We start from the raw sequence: 17,260 nt of genomic DNA, 5'->3' as shown, positions 1-17,260 counted from the left end.
CACGGTTGCCGTTCGTATCCTGAAGTCTCATGGTTCAGTGTCCCCTGAAAACCGGCTTGCGCCTGTCCTGCAGTGCCGCAAGCGCTTCGCGGTGATCGTCGCTTTTGAATGTGACGATCTCCAGAGCCGTGGCGAAGTCGAAGGCGATGTTCAGATTGTCCTTGATGAGTTTGTTTACCGCCTGCTTCGTATATTGAATGGCGAGCGGGGCACCTGCTGCGAGTCTGCGCGCAAAGGCGAGTGCCTGGGCCTCCAGCTCGGCGGGCGGGGTCACAAAATTCACCAGGCCGATGCGATGCGCTTCGGCGGCGGGCACCGGATCGCCGGTGAACAGATACTGTTTCGCGAGTGCCGGTCCCACGGCCATCGGCCAGATGGTGGTACCACCATCACCGGCGACGATGCCCACTTTTACGTGCGGGTCGAGGACAACCGCGTCTTCGGCCATGAAGATGATGTCGCAGAGGAGTGCGATCGAGGCACCCAGGCCGGCGGCGGCGCCATTCATCGCGCAGACAATGGGGATCTCGACTTCGAGCAGATCCCAGATGAGCTGCTTCGCGTCGCGGCGCAGCTGCTCCAGGCTGGCTGAATCCTGCAGTGTTGGAAACCAGGCGAAGTCACCGCCGGCACTGAATGCGCGGCCGGATCCGGTGAGCAGCGCGGCACGAGCGTCGCTCTCCTGCTTGAGTTCCCGGAAAAGTCGCGTGAATTCCCGGTGCAGGAGATCGTCCACGGCGTTCATCGCGCTGGCGGGGTGGGCGATGGTGATCTTCAGCACGTCACCATCGAGTCGCTCGAAGCGCAGGGCCTGATAGCCTTCGTATTGCATGTATACAATGTTGACGAGACAATAGACAACAACAATGTAGACGAGGAGGCACCTTGATTGCAAGAACTGCTCTGGTTGCAGAACGATTCAGGTTTTTCCTCGACAGCGTGGGCCTCGACCGCGAGGGCTTTGCGGAAGCGGTCGATGGGGCTGTCAGCGCACGCAGCCTCTACTCGATTCTCAACGGAACACGCCGACCGAGCCGTGCACTCGCCGTGTTGATCGAACGGCAATGGGGATTTCGCGCGGACTATCTGCTGGAGGGCAAAGGCGGGATGTGGGGTGAGCAACCCGCCGTGCGGAGCACACGTGGCACACGGCTCACCGAAGAAGAGACCGAAGTGATCGCATTCATGCGCCGCTCGGTAGACAACGCCCGCGCGCTTGCGCGTAATCTCGAGGACGCCGAGCTCTGGTCTGCGCTATGGCAGCGCACGAGCGCCATGCTCGACGAACTGGCGGAGGCTGTGGAATCGGATTCCTACCCCACGCTGGCGCGTGCGGTGTTCGAAGACTGCATCGAAACCTCCCGCGAGTATCGCAGGCTGGGTGAGTTGACCTACGAACGACGTCTGCACCACCTGATCACCGTATTCCTCGATCGCTTTCTGCGTGAGGTGCCGCTTGCGCGCCTGAAGCCTGCAGAGCGCCGCGATCTCGAGGCAGTGCTGACACCGCTGCTGCTTGAGCGGCGCAATGTCGAGGAGCAGCAGGCGGGTATCGAAGCCGAACTGCGCAGACAACTGGCCGAACGTGCCCGGTCGCCATCGGTTCTGGCCGCTGAGTCGCTCTGGATGCGCCTGGATCAGCTGGTGAACGCACTCGCCCGCCGGTCCGCCTAGCCCGCATCGCTCACCGATTGGGTAGTTGAGGCAGTCTACGGGATATTCTGAGCTGCGAGTCGGCTGCTGATCGGCGATGGTAACGATTGGTTGGGCAGGCTGCAGCGTATTGGCCGATTGCCGTGTTGTTTTCTCTTCAGCGGGGGTGTTTTGTGCGATTGAGGCGAACGCCTCCTCCGGCGACTGCCGGTTGAACATTCCTGACCAGTATTCGAACTTTATCCGGGTGGTGCCCAGGCCGTGCAGCGGATCATCGGTTGCATCCAGATCCAGCCAGATCTCCCGCGGTGGCACATCGTGGGCCTCAATGAACAGGTCCACCAGCAACCGGTCAAGCGCCTGCGGATCCGCAGCGATCTTCTTGTAGCGATCACTGGCCGCCGAGGCCGGTGTGGTCAACTCCAGTCGATTCAGCGTGCTCGATCCGGCCAGCGGATACCCTCTGTCACGGTCTCGCTCGCGGTCTTCACCCGTGAGATCCCGTTTACCAACCAACAGCGCCAGCACGCTGTCCGAGCGCAGCCCATCGTGATCGTTGAGATCTGCATAACCCAGCCCCAGACCGTAGACGCGTTGCGCCACCAGCGCGTGGACACTGTGTTCGATACTGTTCGGATTACGGTAATCGGTGAAGCAGCCGGCGAGTCGACTGAGCATGCCCAGCCGCTGATCCACCTCCCGCAGCAGCAGTCCGCCACCGTCGGACGTGATCCGGCCACCATCGAACCGACCGATCACCTGACGGCGATCCAGTGCGTGAAATTTCAGTTGCTCGGGATTACACTCTGTCGCCATAGGCCTCTTCCTCTGCGTGTCATAACGTGTTGTTTGCACTCACTTTATGCACCAGACAGAGGCCTATTTCCATTACATCGGTGAGATTTTCGGGCTAGATGGTGACTGCACCTTAGCTCCGCACGAATTCCAACAGCGGCGTGATGTCATGGCCGTCGGCGGCACGCAGGGCGTCGATGTAGGTCTTGCGGGCTTGTCCGACATCGCGCAGGTTGGCGCGGCCCCAGGTGAATGGTTCCTGATCCATCTCTTTGAGCAGGATGTCTGCCGCCAGGCGGGCATGGCGTCCGTTGCCGTTCGGGTACGGATGGATATAGACGAGCTTGTGATGAAATCTTGCGGTGATTTCATCGGGCGGGTAGGTCTCGTTCTCTATCCAGTAGTTCACGTTATCCAGCAGTTCCTGGAGCCGGACCTGGATGTGGATGGGATCGATGCCGATGGATTTTTCCGTAGTGCGGTATGTGCCGGCCCATGTCCAGACATCGCCATACATTCGTTTATGCAGGTCGTTCAGGTAGTCGCGGGTGAGAACTTTGTTCTTGCGTTTTTGAGCCCAGTTTTGCGCTTTAAGGATGTTCTGCTGTTCGGCGGCATTGAGATCACCGCGCGTGGTGACATAGGAGAGCTTTAAGCCCTCGCGCTCTTCATCGCTGAGCGGCGTTGCGCCGTCTTCTTCCGGCAGGAGTGGATCGCTCATTTGTCCTCCCACAGGTCCGGGCCTGACTTTTCTATCAGTTCGCGGGTCAGCGCTTCGATGTGCGCACGGTCGGTGTCGGCATCGGCACGCTGGTTTTCAAGCGCCATGCTATGGCTCGTGGCTTCGAGGATGTCTTTTGCGCGGGCGCGGGCGCGCTCTTCGACGAGTTCCTGCAGCGGCGCGCGCGGGACAAAGGCGTAGACGAGCTGGCAGTCCAGCGCTTGCGCTGTTCGGCGCAGCGTTTCCAGAGTGATCGAGCCGTCCTTTTCTGCCTGTTCGATTTTGGTGGCGCGGGGCTGGCTGACGCCAAGGCGCTTACCGAGCTGTTTGCCGGTCATGCCCAGTGCTTCGCGGATTGCTCTGATCCAGCCGCGCGGCGGCCGGGCCAGGCTTTGCATGTCGCGAAGCGGCGATAGTCTTTTATCAAGCTGTCTGCGGGCCAGGGCCCGGTCTTCGGGGCGCATTTCGATAACCTTTACGTTATTTTGTTCTCTTTATAAAATAACGTATAAGTTATGTTTCGGCAAGATAAAAATAATATATATATTATATATAGGATCAGGACAAATAACGTATAAGTTATGTCATTTGGGGCGCCAGACGCGCTCTCGTGAACCGCGCCTCGTAGATAGAGTCGCGGCCAGCCGGCTTCGATCGCTGGCGCGGGTGTAAGCAATGTCTGGATGATGAGTGCGGCGATGTCTTACGGTAGCGCGTTCTTTCTTGGAGGATAGGGAGGTTAACGTGGCCTTTCCTCGATTGCTTGGGGTACAGATGCGGAGGTCAAGGGAGGTCGACGTTGGCGAGGTTCAACCGGACGATGGAGAGCGGTCTGACTTCGTACGACTGTCGGAATTGTGGGCGTACAGATCGTCGGGAGAAAAGGGAAGTTTGGAAATCCTGTGCGCAGGCGGGGCTGTTGCCGAGGTATTTTCAGCGTTCGGCGAACAGATCAGGTGGGTTCTGGTGCGGCTCGGCGCGCCGAGGCGGCAGGTGCGGGGGTGCTCGGCTGTTAATGTGGTCGAGGATCTTGCGAATCAGGCCGGGATCGGTGATGTCTGCTATGATCCGCAGCTGTCCGCCGCAGCGTGCTGTCGCCTGAGGAGGAAGCGCAGATGGTCGAGGCGCAAGCCCAGCTCGCCGAGTTCGAAAAGCAGAAGGCCGGCATGACACCCCAGCAACTGGCCATGATGGAATCGATTATGGGGCCGCAGCTGAAGATGATCGAGAACATGGCCCAGGGCAAGGGAATCCAGTTCGAGACGGTGGTGGATCGGATCCAGGTGAACCCGGTGCTCACGGACGCCATGGGCCAGGCCTGTGACGGCAGCGGCAATCAGGCGATCGTCGTGGTCGAGACACCGTCAGCCGGCGTCGACACCAAGCCGGTGAAGTCGGCGGCGACCCCCGAGGCACTGCAGGCGGCGCAGCAGGCGTGCCTGCAGCAGAAGATGGAAGCGGCGCAGGCTGCCCAGCAGAAGAAGCGGGGCTTCGGCAGCCTGATGCGGGGTGTCGGCAGGATGGCCGGGCAGTTCGGCAACAACGATCTCGCCCAAACCACCGCGGACGTGTATCAGGCGGAAGCGACCGTCGAGGACTTCTCCCAGGCCGCCAAGGATCTCGGACTGACGGAAGACGACATCGCCGCCTGCCAGAATCCGGGGTAGACGCCCGCGAGGGACAGATGGACCGGATCGTCCGAGGGAGGGACGTCTTCATGCCCAGAGCTTGTGTGGTGCTGTTCGTTACCCTGCTGCTGGCCGCCGCGGCACAGGCGCAGGTTGGCGCCGGCGCCTGCAGTGCCACTTATCTGTTCGACGGCAATCTGACCGATTCGAGCGGCGGCGGTTTTGACGGCGAGATGGTGGGCCTGAACGGCGTTGCCGCCGTGCCCGGATTCACCGCGGGCATCAACGGCCAGGCGCTCGAGCTCGACGGGTCATCGGTCATGCGGGTGCTGTTGGATCTGCATCCGGAATTCTGTCCCCAGTTCACGATCGCCGGCTGGGTGCGCATGGATCCGACCGTCACCGGCACCCAGTGGGTGGTGGCCACGGGTGGCGCGGGGCCCGGCTTACGCACCGGCGGCCGAGGGGCCACCCTGAGCGGCAGTGGCAACGGGCTGCGGGAAGCGGAAGCGATCCGCGACGATCGCGTCTGGTTCTTCTTCGCCGGCGTCTACGACTACACGGCCCAGACCTATCGCTTTCACTGGCGGGAACGCAGCGTGGAAGGTCGGCTGTCCGACGCGGTGCCGGGCGATGTGCTGTGGGTGGGGGCGTTGAACGAACTGCTGCACTACGCCGTGCGCAGCGCCGCCATCGACGAGCTGCGGATCATCGGCCGTGCACTGACGCCCGAGGAGGTCAGCCGACTGCGGGGCAGCAGGCCTTCGGCGTTCGTACCCGCTGCAGCGGACGCCTCTGCCCGCCCGTCGACCGGCCTCCCGCAGGCTGGCCCTGGGTTTACCGATCGCATAGGGCAGACCGAGCCGATCATCGACGCCGACGACCTGGCGGACCGGCGCACCACGCCGCCGCTGATCCCCGGTCAGCAGAGCAGCGACACCGGCAATGACATTCAACTCCGTGAAGCCGGTATCGCGGCGGACGGCCCCCCTCCTCCGACCCTGACGCTGCCGGCGGATGATCCGGGCACCGAGCTGCGGGAACAGCTGGACAACCTCGCCGAGAACCCTCCCATCGAAACGGTGGACGAGATCTTCTGCGATGTTCAGGTAGTGCCGACCCTCGAGATAGACGACAACGCGGATTTTCCCGAGCGGTTTACGAACGCACTGAATCAGCTCGTGCAGTGCGGCTACCACCCCCAGGTGGTGGCGATCAACCGGGCCGATCAGTGGATCGTCTCCGGGGGAGATCAGATTGCCCGCAGCACGAATATTCCCGCGGCACTGGCCCAGCAGCTCGATGCGTTCGAGAGCACCCATGGCGCGCTCGATGCCGGCGACATCTCGAATGGGGACTCCTGGCTGATTGCCGCCGGCAACGAGTTCGCGCAGTCCGGCGTCAGCGTGCGCGCGCGGTTCCGGGCGCGTCAGGTGACGGAAGGCGGCGGCCGGATCGTATCCTTCTCCTTCGACCCGGACCGCCCGACGGAATGGCTGATGGTCGACGACGGCGGCAGTGTCTACAGCGAAAGCCGGATACCCGAAATCGAACGCGCGGTGCAGGAGTTTCCCGTCTCCCAGATCCGGCCCCGCCTGGCCCGGTACCTGACCGAAGACGGCTGGGTGCTGTTCGGCACCGACCTCTGGTACGTCAGCAACAACCTGCGGTCCGGGCATCTGGGCCTGATCAACAACCCGCGCAACGAAAACCGTGCCATCGCGCAGCTGCTCAGCTATCGGGCGCCCGGCAACTATCTGCGGATCACCATGGTGCCGCCCGCACGCGGAGGCGATCCCATCTGGGAGGTGGAGAACGGTTTCGACAGCAACCGGAACATCTGGACGCGGCTCGCGGAGAGCGAGATCACCGGGGCCGCCATTGCCGCCGTTCGAAACAACACCGTCGTCTGGAGCCGGGGCTACGGGTTGCGCAACGTCAGCGACGGTGAGAGCTACGTTCATCCCAGCACCCGCTTCGATTTTGCCTCGGTCTCCAAGGCGGTGGCCGCGTTCGCGCTGATGCAGCTCACCGAGGATCCGGACGTGGCGCTGGACATCGGCGCGACCGGCGGTCTCGAGGATATCGAGGCGCTCTTTTCCGGCGACGACCTGCAGGACTTCCGCGACAACGTGCAGCCGCAGAACGGCAACATCATCCAGGTGATGCAGCACTGCGGCGGCTTCTGCTATGGACACGTGACGAACTGTGATGCCGGATTCAGTCAGGGCGGCGCCCGGGAGTACGACGACACCCAGATCCCGCCGACCACCGCGGAGGTGATTCTCGGCAACGCACCGGCCGCTAATGGCAACCGCATCGTGCGCAATGGTCAGATCGGTCAGCAGAGCCGCTACACGAGCGCCAACTACAACCTGATCCAGGCGCTGATCGACGTGCACGGCGGTGGGTTCGTCGCGCACACGGACCGGCTCTTTCGCGATCTCGGCATGGCATCGAGCACCTATGCGTCTCCCTACATCGGCCGCAATACGGACAGGTTTGCCCGAGGCCACGAGCGCGGCGTGATCACGCCCACCGTGGCGTACGGAGAGCTGGCGGCTGCGAGCCTCGTGTCCACGGCCGCCGATATCGCCCGATTCGTGATTGCGGTCAACGACGGCGGCGGGGGCGCGCTGTCGAGCGACGGGGTCGATCGTCTGGTGGGACGCAACAGCGATGACCTGCAGTACTGCAGCAACATGGGCACCATGCGGCTCGGCATCAACCGCCGAGCGGCAGACGGCAACTGGGGCACGAACGAAACCTGGTGGCACAACGGCGACCACAATGGTTATCACGCCAAGATGATCGGCATTCCCCGCCTTCAGTCGGGTCTGGTGGCGGTCATGACCTCTCATGGTGACGACGAGAACGATTTCTGGAACGAGCTCGCGGAGAGCTTTCGAGATGCGTATGGCATTCGCTGATCGGCACCTGCACAAACTGGCGCTGACCCTGCTGCTGACGGTCTGTCCTGCCTGGGCAGCCGCGGCGCCCTGCGACGCCTACTTCCCGTTCGACGGCGACCTGAACGATGCCAGCGGCAACGGCTACCACGGCCTCATGACCGCCGAGGGGGCGCCGCCGGCGCCCCGGTTCGCGGCGGGTCGGAACGGTCAGGCGCTTCACGTCCAGTCCGGCGCCGCCATGCACGCCTTCATCGATCTCCACTACGACTTCTGCCCTCAGGTGACGGTCACGGCCTGGTTCAGGCTCCCGTCTCTCTCGGCGTCGGGAAATCAGTACCTGTTCTCCACTGGCGGCGGCGTGGGCCCCGGCGCCTATGTGCAGGACGGTAGCCTCCGGATCGAGGGAACGGGCAACGGGATCTACTACCGGGATGCGGTCGGCAGCGCGGACACGTGGTACTTCATCGCCGTCACCTACGACTACGTGAACGGCACCTACGCGCTGACCTGGCGGAACCGCACCGTCTCCGAGGACATGGGAAGCATCGACTACGATGTGGAGAACGCCTTCTGGATCGGCACCTACAACGACAACCTGTCCTACACGGCCCAGGACCTGCTGGTGGACGACCTGCGAATCCACGGCCGTGTGCTGTCCGCGGATGACATCCGGGCGCTGGCGGCCGGCACTGCGCCGGCCGCGTCGACGCTGAGCGCGGAACCCGTGTCCACCACGACGCCACTGCCCGATACCCTGGGGCCACGGCTGACCAGCCTTCCGGGCACAGAGAGGGCGCTGCCCGCCTGCGAGACCCATCAGGACTGCGCGGCCGGATCCTACTGCGCCTGGGACGGCACCTGCCATCCGGAGCGGCACGCGCCGAGGCAGACGCTGTCGTTTCAGCCGGTGCAGTCGGACCTCGCCGGCAACGTACTGCTGCCGGAAGTGACACCCGCCGAAGCGGAAGCCGAGCCCGCGTCGACGCCGGCAGCTTCGTCGGGACCGTACGGCACAGGCAATCCATCCTTCACGATGGTGGCCGGCCGGGTGGGAGACAGCCAGCGGCGGATCGATCTCGGCGAGGAGTTCCTGACCCGCATCCGCGTACGGCGCGACGGCGACACCCGCGGGCCCTGCCGGATCTGGGCCAATGACACGGATCTGGATCTCTGCCGGGGCACACCGGCCTCCGAGCAGGAGACCATCTCGGTCCAGCTCGACGGCTCGGTGATCGGTCGTCTGTCGGTGTGTTCGATCGGCACGGTTGCCGGCCTCCACGTCTGGGGCGATGTGATCGATGCGGATGGTTCCACCCGCTACGAGCCGGCCGCCAGCCAGGACGAGTTTCCCAACTGCCGGGGGTTCGAGGCCACGGTCGGGGAAGCATGGAGTTCCTCGATGCTCTGCGCGTCCAACCAGCTCGCCACCGGACTGGTGGTCCACTCCAACGACATCGGCCCCTATGAGGTGATCACCGGACTGCAGCTGATCTGTCGGCGTATCGCCGTTCGCTGAATGCAGGAATCGCCCACTATCAGCAGCGCGGGCTCGGTCGTTAAATAAGAGAGACGGAAAACCAGAATGAGATTACCCCTCGAAGGGCTGCTCGACCGGGTGCGTGAGGTCGTCCCGCTGATCCGCGAACGCGCGGCGGTGGCGGAGCGGCAGCGCAAGCCCGACGACGACGTGATCGATGCGCTGGCGGCCACAGGCGTGTTCCGGTCATTCGTGCCGAAGCGCTACGGCGGCTACGAGATCGGCATGGATCGCTACGTGGACATCGGTATCTGCGTCAGTGAGGCGTGTGCGTCCACCGGCTGTCCGGCCACTGGAAGTTCTCGAGCGGCATCATGCACGCCGAGTGGGTGCTGGTGAATGCAGGGGTGGTTGACAAGGATTCCCCGATCCCACGCAAGTTTCTGCTCCGGCCCGAGCAGGTCGAGGTGGTCGACACCTGGCACGTGGACGGTATGGCAGCGACCGGCAGCCAGGACATTGTCGTCCGGGACGCATTCGTGCCGGAGCGCTATGTGTCACTGCCGCTCGGGAGCGCCGGCGACGGCGAGGTTGCATACCTGTCGCGCATTCCGGTGCTGCCCTTTCTCGCGCTCACGGCCGGGATTCCCGCCCTGGGCGCCGCGCGGCGTGCGGTGACGCTGTTCCGGGAGCTCGTCGGCAAACGCGTGCGGTTCGGCACCCACAGGGTGCAGGCGCAGAACGTCGCCTCACAGATCCGGCTCGCCAATGCCTACACCCGGGTGCGGGCGGCGGAAAGCGCCATGCGTGAATGCGCGCGGGCCGTCGAATCACAGGCTCGCGGAGACATCTCTCCTTCGGAGGTGGAGCAGATACAGTGCCGCCTGGCGATCGGGCGGGTGGTGCACGAATGCCTGGGCGCGGTGCGCGACATCATGGATGCGGCCGGGTCCAGTGTGCACTTCGACGGCCAGGAGCTCGGCCGCATCCACCGCGACGTGCAGATGATGAGCACGCACACCATCTTCGATCTGGAGCTCGCGTCGCAGCAGTGCGGGAAGGCGATGCTGGAGGTCGAGGGGGATCTGTTTTCTTTCCGGTAGCCCGGACTTTCGGCCTGTCCTGCTCGCCACAAAGGCGGGAGCCTCGGCCATGAAGGTCGGCCTGCTCGGCAACGGCATCGGCCGCAGCCGGGCGAAGCATCTCCACGAGCTGATCGGAGAGCAGCTGGGGCACCCCTTGACCTACGTTCCGATGGATCTCGAGAGCCGGGGCCGGGTGTCCCTCGCGGACGAGCTGACACGTTGCGAGAACGCAGGATTCGCCGGCGTGAACGTCACCAACCCGTACAAATCAGAGGCGTTTCTCGCCGTGCATCGCACGGTGTCCATGCCGGACGGCCTGACATCCGTCAACACCGTTCTGTTCCGGGAGGATGGCTGGACCGGGACCAACACGGACTGCTCGGGGTTCGTGCGGGCCTTCCGATCGGGTTTCGGAGCTGATGCCCAGCCTGGCCGTGTTCTCATCGCCGGCGCCGGCGCCGGCGGTGTCGGCAAGGCCATCGCCTTCGCCCTGCAGGAACTCGGCGCAGTCGAGCTCGCCATCCACGATACCGCCCCGATGGCTGCCAGGGCGCTCGCTTCCGAACTCGACACCTGTGGGCAACGCGCCCGCGTCACGACAGATCTCGCGGCAGAGATGCGCAGCGCCGACGGCCTGGTCAACGCGACCCCCGTCGGCATGTTCCAGTACCCGGGGTGCGTATTTCCGTCGAGCGGACTTGAAGATCAACGATGGGCGTTCGACGCGGTCTACACTACGGAGCACACCGACTTTCTCCTCGCCTGCGCCGGGCGCGGCATTGCCGTCCTGTCCGGCTTCAAGCTCTTTCTGTACCAGGGCCTGGATGCCTGGCAGCACTTCACCGGGGTGGCTGCCGACGCCGGATCGATTGAGCGCGCCTTTCTGCGGCGATATGGATCGGCGGGCTGAATCCAACGGACCATCGCCGACTCGCGCCACCCACCCACCACCCGACGCGGTTCCACCATCGACGGTGGCAGCGCTCTGCCCGGTCTCGCCCTCTGAGCACCCGCATCACCGCATTCTTTGCAGACCCCGGCCAAACCGCAGGAGCCTGGCACGGCCCTTGCGGCTACCGATGCGGTGCAATTCACCGGGACATCGAAATCATGGCCAGACACCCTTTCCTCCGGCAGCTGCCCGCTTGGTACGCATTGGTTTTTTCAGTGGTGATGCTCGTTTCCGCGGACACCGCCGCAAGCTCTCTTGTCACGATTCTCCGATAGCCGCGACGTCGCTGATTTCAACCTGCGGCTTGACCTGTAAGTAGGGTACACCCTCCAAACTGCAAAACATTGATTTCAGGTTCAGTTCCTCCAGAGGCTGGTTTTGCATGATTGAAGGGCCCGGACACGATCCGCCGGACAACACCGGCCACGCGCTGGTGGTGAACGCCGGTAGCTCCTCGCTGAGGCTCGCGAGCCATGGATTGACGGGCCCGTCGGACTGTCTTGCAGATCTCCGGCTTTCGCCGGCACCGGCCGCCGATTCGGCCGTGTTGACGGAGTTTATCGCGAAGCGCACGCTCGAGCCCCCGCCGGCTGTCGTTCACCGGATCGTGCACGGCGGCGTTCGGCTAAATGCTCCCTGCCTGATAGACGCCGAGGTTGAGGCGGAGATTGCGAGGTTCAAAGCGATCGCTCCGCTCCACAACCGGGTGGCGCTGAGTTGGATTCAATCCGCTAAGGCCGCGTTCGGGGAGCATGTGCCGCAGATCGCCTGCTTTGACACTGCGTTTTACCGTGACCTGCCTCCACACGTGTCTGCGTACGCGCTGACGAAGGAGCTCAGCGAGGAGTTCCAGGTACGTCGCTATGGGTTCCATGGCATAGCGCACCAGTCGATGCTGAAGCGCTTGTGGTCCGAACGGTCATCTGAAGGATCTCGGCGGGTCATCTCGCTACAGCTTGGATCGGGATGCTCGGTGACGGCGAGTGACCACGGGCGGCCCGTCGATACCTCGATGGGCTTCTCTCCACTTGAGGGACTTGTGATGGGCAGTCGCTGCGGCGATCTCGACGCCGCGGCCGTGCTGTACCTGATCGAGGAGGGTGGCTTCTGCCCGAAGGAGCTTGGCTGGATTCTGAACGAATCATCTGGCCTGCTCGCCGTTTCTGGGCAGTCGAGCGATATGAGGGTTCTGCTGAACAGTGAAGTCGAGCGGGCAGAGCTTGCTGTCACCATGTTCTGCCATCGAGCTCGTCACTATCTTGGAGCCTATTTGGTGGCGCTCGGCGGGGTTGACGCCATTCTCTTCGGGGGCGGTATCGGCGAGAACGAACCGGTCATTCGCGAGCGTATTTTGGAGAACCTCTGTTGGGCGGGTGTTCTGCTCAATGCCGGGAAGAACCACTCCGTATCGGGACCGGGCGGTGGACCGATTCATGCGGACGACAGCACGGTTGAGATCTGGGTGATACCGCCAAACGAGGGGCTGGAAATGGCTTTGGCTGCGCGGGTGCTTCTGTTTCCGCCGCGAGAGGCATCAGCGTGAGCAGCGAGCAGTCGGTAGGCACCCATACGCCATTGAGTACCGACGAGCTTGAGCAGTTAGATCTCTATTGGCGAGCGGCCAACTACCTGTCTGTCGGCCAGATCTACCTGTTGGCTAACCCGCATCGCTCACCGATTGGGTAGTTGAGGCAGTCTACGGGATATTTTGAGCTGCGAGTCGGCTGCTGATCGGCGATGGTAACGATTGGTTGGGCAGGCCGCAGCGTATTGGCCGATTGCCGTGTTGTTTTCTCTTCAGCGGGGGGTGTTTTGTGCGATTGAGGCGAACGCCTCCTCCGGCGACTGCCGGTTGAACATTCCTGACCAGTATTCGAACTTTATCCGGGTGGTGCCCAGGCCGTGCAGCGGATCATCGGTTGCATCCAGATCCAGCCAGATCTCCCGCGGTGGCACATCGTGGGCCTCAATGAACAGGTCCACCAGCAACCGGTCAAGCGCCTGCGGATCCGCAGCGATCTTCTTGTAGCGATCACTGGCCGCCGAGGCCGGTGTGGTCAACTCCAGTCGATTCAGCGTGCTCGATCCGGCCAGCGGATACCCTCTGTCACGGTCTCGCTCGCGGTCTTCACCCGTGAGATCCCGTTTACCAACCAACAGCGCCAGCACGCTGTCCGAGCGCAGCCCATCGTGATCGTTGAGATCTGCATAACCCAGCCCCAGACCGTAGACGCGTTGCGCCACCAGCGCGTGGACACTGTGTTCGATACTGTTCGGATTACGGTAATCGGTGAAGCAGCCGGCGAGTCGACTGAGCATGCCCAGCCGCTGATCCACCTCCCGCAGCAGCAGTCCGCCACCGTCGGACGTGATCCGGCCACCATCGAACCGACCGATCACCTGACGGCGATCCAGTGCGTGAAATTTCAGTTGCTCGGGATTACACTCTGTCGCCATAGGCCTCTTCCTCTGCGTGTCATAACGTGTTGTTTGCACTCACTTTATGCACCAGACAGAGGCCTATTTCCATTACATCGGTGAGATTTTCGGGCTAGGCTGCAGGCAGCCTGATCCGCAGGCAGTCCACCGCCGCAAGACTCTATGCGCTTGTTGGCGCCGCATTCGCCTGGTGGTTTTTCTGTATGGCGGAAATCGCCACTGCACCGACGCGGGCAAGCCGCCGAGATCTGGATGCTGCGTGACCGAACGGAGTTGCGACAATCAACTCAATTCGGTACGGCTTGCTTCCAGCAGAGCCGCGGAGCTTGCGACAGAGATGCTCCAAGATGCCGAGCGGCGATTCGTTTCTATCAAAGCAGATCATCCGGGATATCTTCCGGCGTCAGCGACCAGACGGGTGGTCGCTTTTCCAGGAATGACACAATGCCTTCCCTGGCGTCGGCCTGGTTGCCGAGCCAGGCGAAGGCCGGACCTTCGAGCTTCATCATGTCCGCCGGGTTGGAGTCGAGGCCCTTCCATAGCAGCCGCTTGGTGATCGCCACAGACGCTGGCGCGGTGTTCACATAGTCCCGTGCCATCGCTCTGGCAGTCGGCAGCAGCTCGTCATGGGGCAGCACTTTTGAAACCAGTCCCATCTCCGCCGCTTCCGCACCTGTGAAGATCCGCCCGGACAGAAGCAGATCCGCTGCGTTGGAGAAGCCGGCCACCCGCTGCACGATCAGGTGAGCGGCGAGTTCCGGCATCATGCCGCGGCGAGTGAATACGAAACCCATTTTGGCCCTTTCTGACGCCAGACGAATGTCACACAGCATCGGGTAGGTCATCCCCACCCCGACCGCAGGTCCGTTGATGGCGGCGATCACTGGCTTGTCGATCTCATTGGGAAACAGATTGCGCAGGTTGCGGCCCACGTTTTCCTCTGCCCCGCCACGGCGCTCCCGGTTGGCGAAGGTGCCAGCGCCCCCCTGCAGATCCGCACCGGCGCAGAAGGCCCGGCCGGCGCCGGTGATGATCACAGCCCGAACATCCGGATCGGCGTTGGCCTGCTGCAGGGCCTCGCTGAGTTCTGCGGCCACGGTGGCGTTCCAGGTGTTCATCTTCTCCGGCCGATTAAACGTGATGGTGCAGACCTGGTCGGCAACTTCGTAGAGCACTGTCTCGAAACTCATGTCATTCCCTTCTATTCTTTTCGAACCCAAGTATCGCCCCTTAGGCGCCGGTCCCGCACCTGCGAATCAGCAGCAATTGCTGAAACATGGCTCCGATGGCACCACTTTAATACCAGGTTTTGGTTTAAGACCTGTATTGACCGCGAGTCGGACGGTGTGGAATTGTCCCGGAGAGGATCTTCATCGACGACCAGGGTTGTCCCCGGGGCGACCGGACCGAAGATCGGTCCGAAGGTTATCAGACGGAAAACAAGGGAGAGCACCATGATCACCGCCATGCCCAGAATCGCCATCGCCGCCCGGGACTTCGATGCCCTCGTGAGTGTCTTCCGGGACCGGTTCGGCATGCCGCTGGTGGATATCTCCTCCGACAGCGTGCCGGGCCTGGGTGCAAAGCTGGCACTTTGCGTGCCGGCAGGCGGCAGTAACATCGAACTCATGTCACCGGCAGATCCGGCAACCCCTCTGAGCCAGAGTCTGCAGAAATTTCTTGATCGCCGCGGCGAAGGCCTTTTTGCGCTGATGCTCGAAGCGCCGGATCCCGATGCCGAGGCCGATCTGCTGCGCGGCCGCGGCCTCAATGTGCTGCCGCTGATGGCGGGGGCCGCCGGACGCGATGTGCACCCCAACTCGACCAACGGTGTGCTGATCCGCGTGTATCCGGTGAATTCGTTCCAGGCGGTACCCGAGCAGATTCAGCAGCGGGAGGACCGATCTCTGGGGCTGACCGGTGTATGCAGGGTCATCATCGCGGTGCGGGATCTCGAAGCAGCCAGCGCCGTTTACGGTGCAGGCCTCGGCCTGCCTGTCGCCGCGCCAGCACGGGACGCCCGCAGAGGCGTCAGTTCCGTGACCGTCCGGCCGCCTGCCGGGGGTGTGATCGAACTGGTCAGTGTTGCGGATCCCCAGTGCCCGTTTGCAGCCTCGATCGCCACACACCTGGCCACACGCGGCGAAGGTATGTATGCCCTGGTACTGCAGGTCAGTGATGCCGCCACGGCGGTTGCCAGTCTCGGTGAGCGTGGGATCGAAGTGTCAGACGATGGCGGGCAGCCGGGGCCGCTTGAGGTAGACGCGGCGTCGGTCTTCGGTACCCGGATTCTGCTCGAAGATCTGGCCTGACCGTAATTGTATGTGTCTGCAACGCCGATAACCCCGCCGCCAGGCCGGTTCGGAGGGAGCAACCGATGAATCCGGGCCTGCGCTGGTATCTCACCGGCACTGCTCTGTTCCTCGTACCCGGTGGCATTCAGATGGTGTTGTATCCCTGGCTGGTCGCCGTGTTTCTGCACGAATCCCCGGAGCGGGTCGGCCTCGCCCAGACGGCGGGCCAGCTTCCCATGCTGTTGCTCATACTCTGGGGCGGCCTCATCGGCGATCGGGTGGACCAGCGTCAGCTGCTGATACGCCTGCAGTTCGCCATGATCGCTCCACCGCTCATCATGGCGATGCTCGTGGTCGCTGACCTCATCGTTTATGAAGTCCTGCTGGGCTGGGCATTCGTTGGTGGCTGTTTTGCCGCGTTCGCGCAACCGGCACGGGACGCACTGCTCAATCGAGTCGCCGGCCATGAAATTCAACGGGTGGTGACACTGACCATCGGCGTGCAGTTCGGTGTGCAGATTCTCGGCTTCGGTATCGGTTCCAGTGCAGACCAGCTCGGACCTGCAGTACTGATGAGTGCCCAGGCTGTCTGCCTGCTCGCAGCCGCACTGGCGACCCGCCGGATCCCGAAACTGCCAAAGGCCGCCGTAAGGCCACGAGGTCATCCACTGCGGGAAATCGGCGAAGGTCTGTCGGTGGCCTGGCGTTCAGAGGCGATCCGGCCCGCGCTGGTGCTCACATTCTCTATCGGTGTGTTTTTTGTCGGTACCTTCATGGTGATCCTGCCGCTGATGGTCCGGGACCTCTATCTCGGCAGCGCGGGGGGCATTGCGCTGGTGTTCGGCACCAACATGGCGGGCACCTGCACCACGATTTTCTGGCTGATGCGGCGCGGCGGGCTGGAGCGACCCGGGCGCGGGCTGCTGCTCGGCAATATTTGCAGCATCGCCATTCTCTCACTGCTGCACTTCGAACTGCCCCTGTGGGGATTTTACCTGGTCGTGTATCTGTGGGGATTGTGTGGTGGCATCAGCATGACCATGTCCCGCGCCATCGTGCAGGAGGCGTCTCCCGCAAGTCATCGCGCGCGACTGATGTCGGTTTATTCCCTCGGCATGGCGGGCGGTACACCCATCGGCAGCATCGGGCTCGGCTGGTGTGTGGGGCAGTTCGGCACACGCGGTGCGGTGCTGGTACCCGTTCTCGGTATGGCCTGCGTGCAGGTCCTCCTGCTGACCCGATCGAAGCTGTGGAATGTACGCCGTCTGCTGGCTGCAGAGGAATCAGGCTCAGACGCTTGAGGA

At 63.1% G+C, this 17,260-nt stretch carries 17 protein-coding genes; 12 read left to right on the top strand and 5 right to left on the bottom strand.

Annotated features, from left to right (window positions below; translation table 11 throughout):
* Positions 1-34 precede the first annotated feature (34 nt).
* A complete protein-coding gene (locus R3E82_20350) occupies positions 35-832 on the bottom strand; it encodes an enoyl-CoA hydratase-related protein (protein MEZ5553244.1) in 798 nt (265 codons plus the stop codon).
* 53 nt (positions 833-885) lie between these two features.
* Here R3E82_20350 and R3E82_20345 point away from each other — a divergent pair, with 53 nt between their 5' ends.
* Positions 886-1,674: a hypothetical protein gene (locus R3E82_20345; protein ID MEZ5553243.1), complete on the top strand. Its 789-nt coding sequence runs from the start codon at positions 886-888 to the stop codon at positions 1,672-1,674.
* A 297-nt stretch (positions 1,675-1,971) separates the two neighbouring features.
* Complete coding sequence (locus tag R3E82_20340; GenBank protein MEZ5553242.1) at positions 1,972-2,553, top strand: hypothetical protein; 582 nt, start codon at positions 1,972-1,974, stop codon at positions 2,551-2,553.
* Positions 2,554-2,581: 28 nt separating this feature from the next.
* Here R3E82_20340 and R3E82_20335 read toward each other — a convergent pair whose 3' ends face one another.
* Positions 2,582-3,169 (bottom strand): mobile mystery protein B, encoded by a 588-nt coding sequence (locus R3E82_20335; GenBank protein ID MEZ5553241.1) that lies wholly within the window; start codon positions 3,167-3,169, stop codon positions 2,582-2,584.
* Complete coding sequence (locus R3E82_20330; protein MEZ5553240.1) at positions 3,166-3,633, bottom strand: mobile mystery protein A; 468 nt, start codon at positions 3,631-3,633, stop codon at positions 3,166-3,168. Before R3E82_20330 ends, R3E82_20335 begins: the two co-directional genes overlap by 4 nt.
* Positions 3,634-4,284: 651 nt before the next feature.
* Between R3E82_20330 and R3E82_20325 the strand changes: the two genes are divergently transcribed.
* From R3E82_20325 to R3E82_20290, 8 genes are all read left to right on the top strand, one after another.
* A complete protein-coding gene (locus tag R3E82_20325) occupies positions 4,285-4,836 on the top strand; it encodes a hypothetical protein (GenBank protein ID MEZ5553239.1) in 552 nt (183 codons plus the stop codon).
* 50 nt (positions 4,837-4,886) lie between these two features.
* Positions 4,887-7,727, top strand: a complete 2,841-nt coding sequence (locus R3E82_20320; protein ID MEZ5553238.1) for a serine hydrolase — start codon at positions 4,887-4,889, stop codon at positions 7,725-7,727.
* On the top strand, positions 7,708-9,225 hold the full coding sequence (locus tag R3E82_20315) for a LamG domain-containing protein (protein MEZ5553237.1): 1,518 nt from the start codon (positions 7,708-7,710) through the stop codon (positions 9,223-9,225). The genes R3E82_20320 and R3E82_20315 overlap by 20 nt, the downstream gene beginning before the upstream one ends.
* Before the next feature lie 66 nt (positions 9,226-9,291).
* On the top strand, positions 9,292-9,585 hold the full coding sequence (locus R3E82_20310; GenBank protein MEZ5553236.1) for an acyl-CoA dehydrogenase family protein: 294 nt from the start codon (positions 9,292-9,294) through the stop codon (positions 9,583-9,585).
* Positions 9,561-10,289, top strand: coding sequence for an acyl-CoA dehydrogenase family protein (locus tag R3E82_20305; GenBank protein ID MEZ5553235.1), 729 nt, complete (start codon positions 9,561-9,563; stop codon positions 10,287-10,289). Before R3E82_20310 ends, R3E82_20305 begins: the two co-directional genes overlap by 25 nt.
* Positions 10,290-10,338: 49 nt before the next feature.
* Complete coding sequence (locus R3E82_20300; GenBank protein MEZ5553234.1) at positions 10,339-11,181, top strand: hypothetical protein; 843 nt, start codon at positions 10,339-10,341, stop codon at positions 11,179-11,181.
* A gap of 424 nt (positions 11,182-11,605) precedes the next feature.
* Positions 11,606-12,766 (top strand): acetate kinase, encoded by a 1,161-nt coding sequence (locus R3E82_20295; protein MEZ5553233.1) that lies wholly within the window; start codon positions 11,606-11,608, stop codon positions 12,764-12,766.
* The gene (locus tag R3E82_20290) at positions 12,763-12,909 is read left to right on the top strand and encodes a hypothetical protein (GenBank protein ID MEZ5553232.1); all 147 of its coding nucleotides are present in this window, start codon (positions 12,763-12,765) and stop codon (positions 12,907-12,909) included. The genes R3E82_20295 and R3E82_20290 overlap by 4 nt, the downstream gene beginning before the upstream one ends.
* A gap of 111 nt (positions 12,910-13,020) precedes the next feature.
* Here R3E82_20290 and R3E82_20285 read toward each other — a convergent pair whose 3' ends face one another.
* Positions 13,021-13,680, bottom strand: a complete 660-nt coding sequence (locus R3E82_20285) for a transposase (GenBank protein MEZ5553231.1) — start codon at positions 13,678-13,680, stop codon at positions 13,021-13,023.
* A gap of 353 nt (positions 13,681-14,033) precedes the next feature.
* Entirely contained in the window at positions 14,034-14,852 is an 819-nt protein-coding gene (locus R3E82_20280) for an enoyl-CoA hydratase-related protein (protein ID MEZ5553230.1), read from the bottom strand.
* Positions 14,853-15,116: 264 nt separating this feature from the next.
* Here R3E82_20280 and R3E82_20275 point away from each other — a divergent pair, with 264 nt between their 5' ends.
* Both R3E82_20275 and R3E82_20270 read left to right on the top strand, forming a co-directional pair.
* On the top strand, positions 15,117-15,974 hold the full coding sequence (locus tag R3E82_20275; GenBank protein ID MEZ5553229.1) for a VOC family protein: 858 nt from the start codon (positions 15,117-15,119) through the stop codon (positions 15,972-15,974).
* A gap of 65 nt (positions 15,975-16,039) precedes the next feature.
* On the top strand, positions 16,040-17,257 hold the full coding sequence (locus R3E82_20270) for an MFS transporter (GenBank protein MEZ5553228.1): 1,218 nt from the start codon (positions 16,040-16,042) through the stop codon (positions 17,255-17,257).
* The last annotated feature ends 3 nt before the right edge of the window (positions 17,258-17,260 follow it).

The sequence above is a fragment of the Pseudomonadales bacterium genome (assembly GCA_041395945.1).
GTDB lineage: Bacteria > Pseudomonadota > Gammaproteobacteria > Pseudomonadales > Azotimanducaceae > SZUA-309.
The sequence above is the reverse complement of the archived record's forward strand: the minus strand, read 5'-3'. Positions and strand labels throughout refer to the sequence as shown.

Bases quoted from the DNA above. Each gene is read 5' to 3' on its own strand.
- R3E82_20295 (MEZ5553233.1), top strand. From the start codon at position 11,606: ATGATTGAAGGGCCCGGACACGATCCGCCGGACAACACCGGCCACGCG.
- R3E82_20335 (MEZ5553241.1), bottom strand. From the start codon at position 3,169: ATGAGCGATCCACTCCTGCCGGAAGAAGACGGCGCAACGCCGCTCAGC.
- R3E82_20350 (MEZ5553244.1), bottom strand. From the start codon at position 832: ATGCAATACGAAGGCTATCAGGCCCTGCGCTTCGAGCGACTCGATGGT.
- R3E82_20310 (MEZ5553236.1), top strand. From the start codon at position 9,292: ATGAGATTACCCCTCGAAGGGCTGCTCGACCGGGTGCGTGAGGTCGTC.
- R3E82_20275 (MEZ5553229.1), top strand. From the start codon at position 15,117: ATGATCACCGCCATGCCCAGAATCGCCATCGCCGCCCGGGACTTCGAT.
- R3E82_20285 (MEZ5553231.1), bottom strand. From the start codon at position 13,680: ATGGCGACAGAGTGTAATCCCGAGCAACTGAAATTTCACGCACTGGAT.
- R3E82_20280 (MEZ5553230.1), bottom strand. From the start codon at position 14,852: ATGAGTTTCGAGACAGTGCTCTACGAAGTTGCCGACCAGGTCTGCACC.
- R3E82_20270 (MEZ5553228.1), top strand. From the start codon at position 16,040: ATGAATCCGGGCCTGCGCTGGTATCTCACCGGCACTGCTCTGTTCCTC.
- R3E82_20330 (MEZ5553240.1), bottom strand. From the start codon at position 3,633: ATGCGCCCCGAAGACCGGGCCCTGGCCCGCAGACAGCTTGATAAAAGA.
- R3E82_20300 (MEZ5553234.1), top strand. From the start codon at position 10,339: ATGAAGGTCGGCCTGCTCGGCAACGGCATCGGCCGCAGCCGGGCGAAG.
- R3E82_20320 (MEZ5553238.1), top strand. From the start codon at position 4,887: ATGCCCAGAGCTTGTGTGGTGCTGTTCGTTACCCTGCTGCTGGCCGCC.
- R3E82_20315 (MEZ5553237.1), top strand. From the start codon at position 7,708: ATGCGTATGGCATTCGCTGATCGGCACCTGCACAAACTGGCGCTGACC.
- R3E82_20305 (MEZ5553235.1), top strand. From the start codon at position 9,561: ATGCACGCCGAGTGGGTGCTGGTGAATGCAGGGGTGGTTGACAAGGAT.
- R3E82_20325 (MEZ5553239.1), top strand. From the start codon at position 4,285: ATGGTCGAGGCGCAAGCCCAGCTCGCCGAGTTCGAAAAGCAGAAGGCC.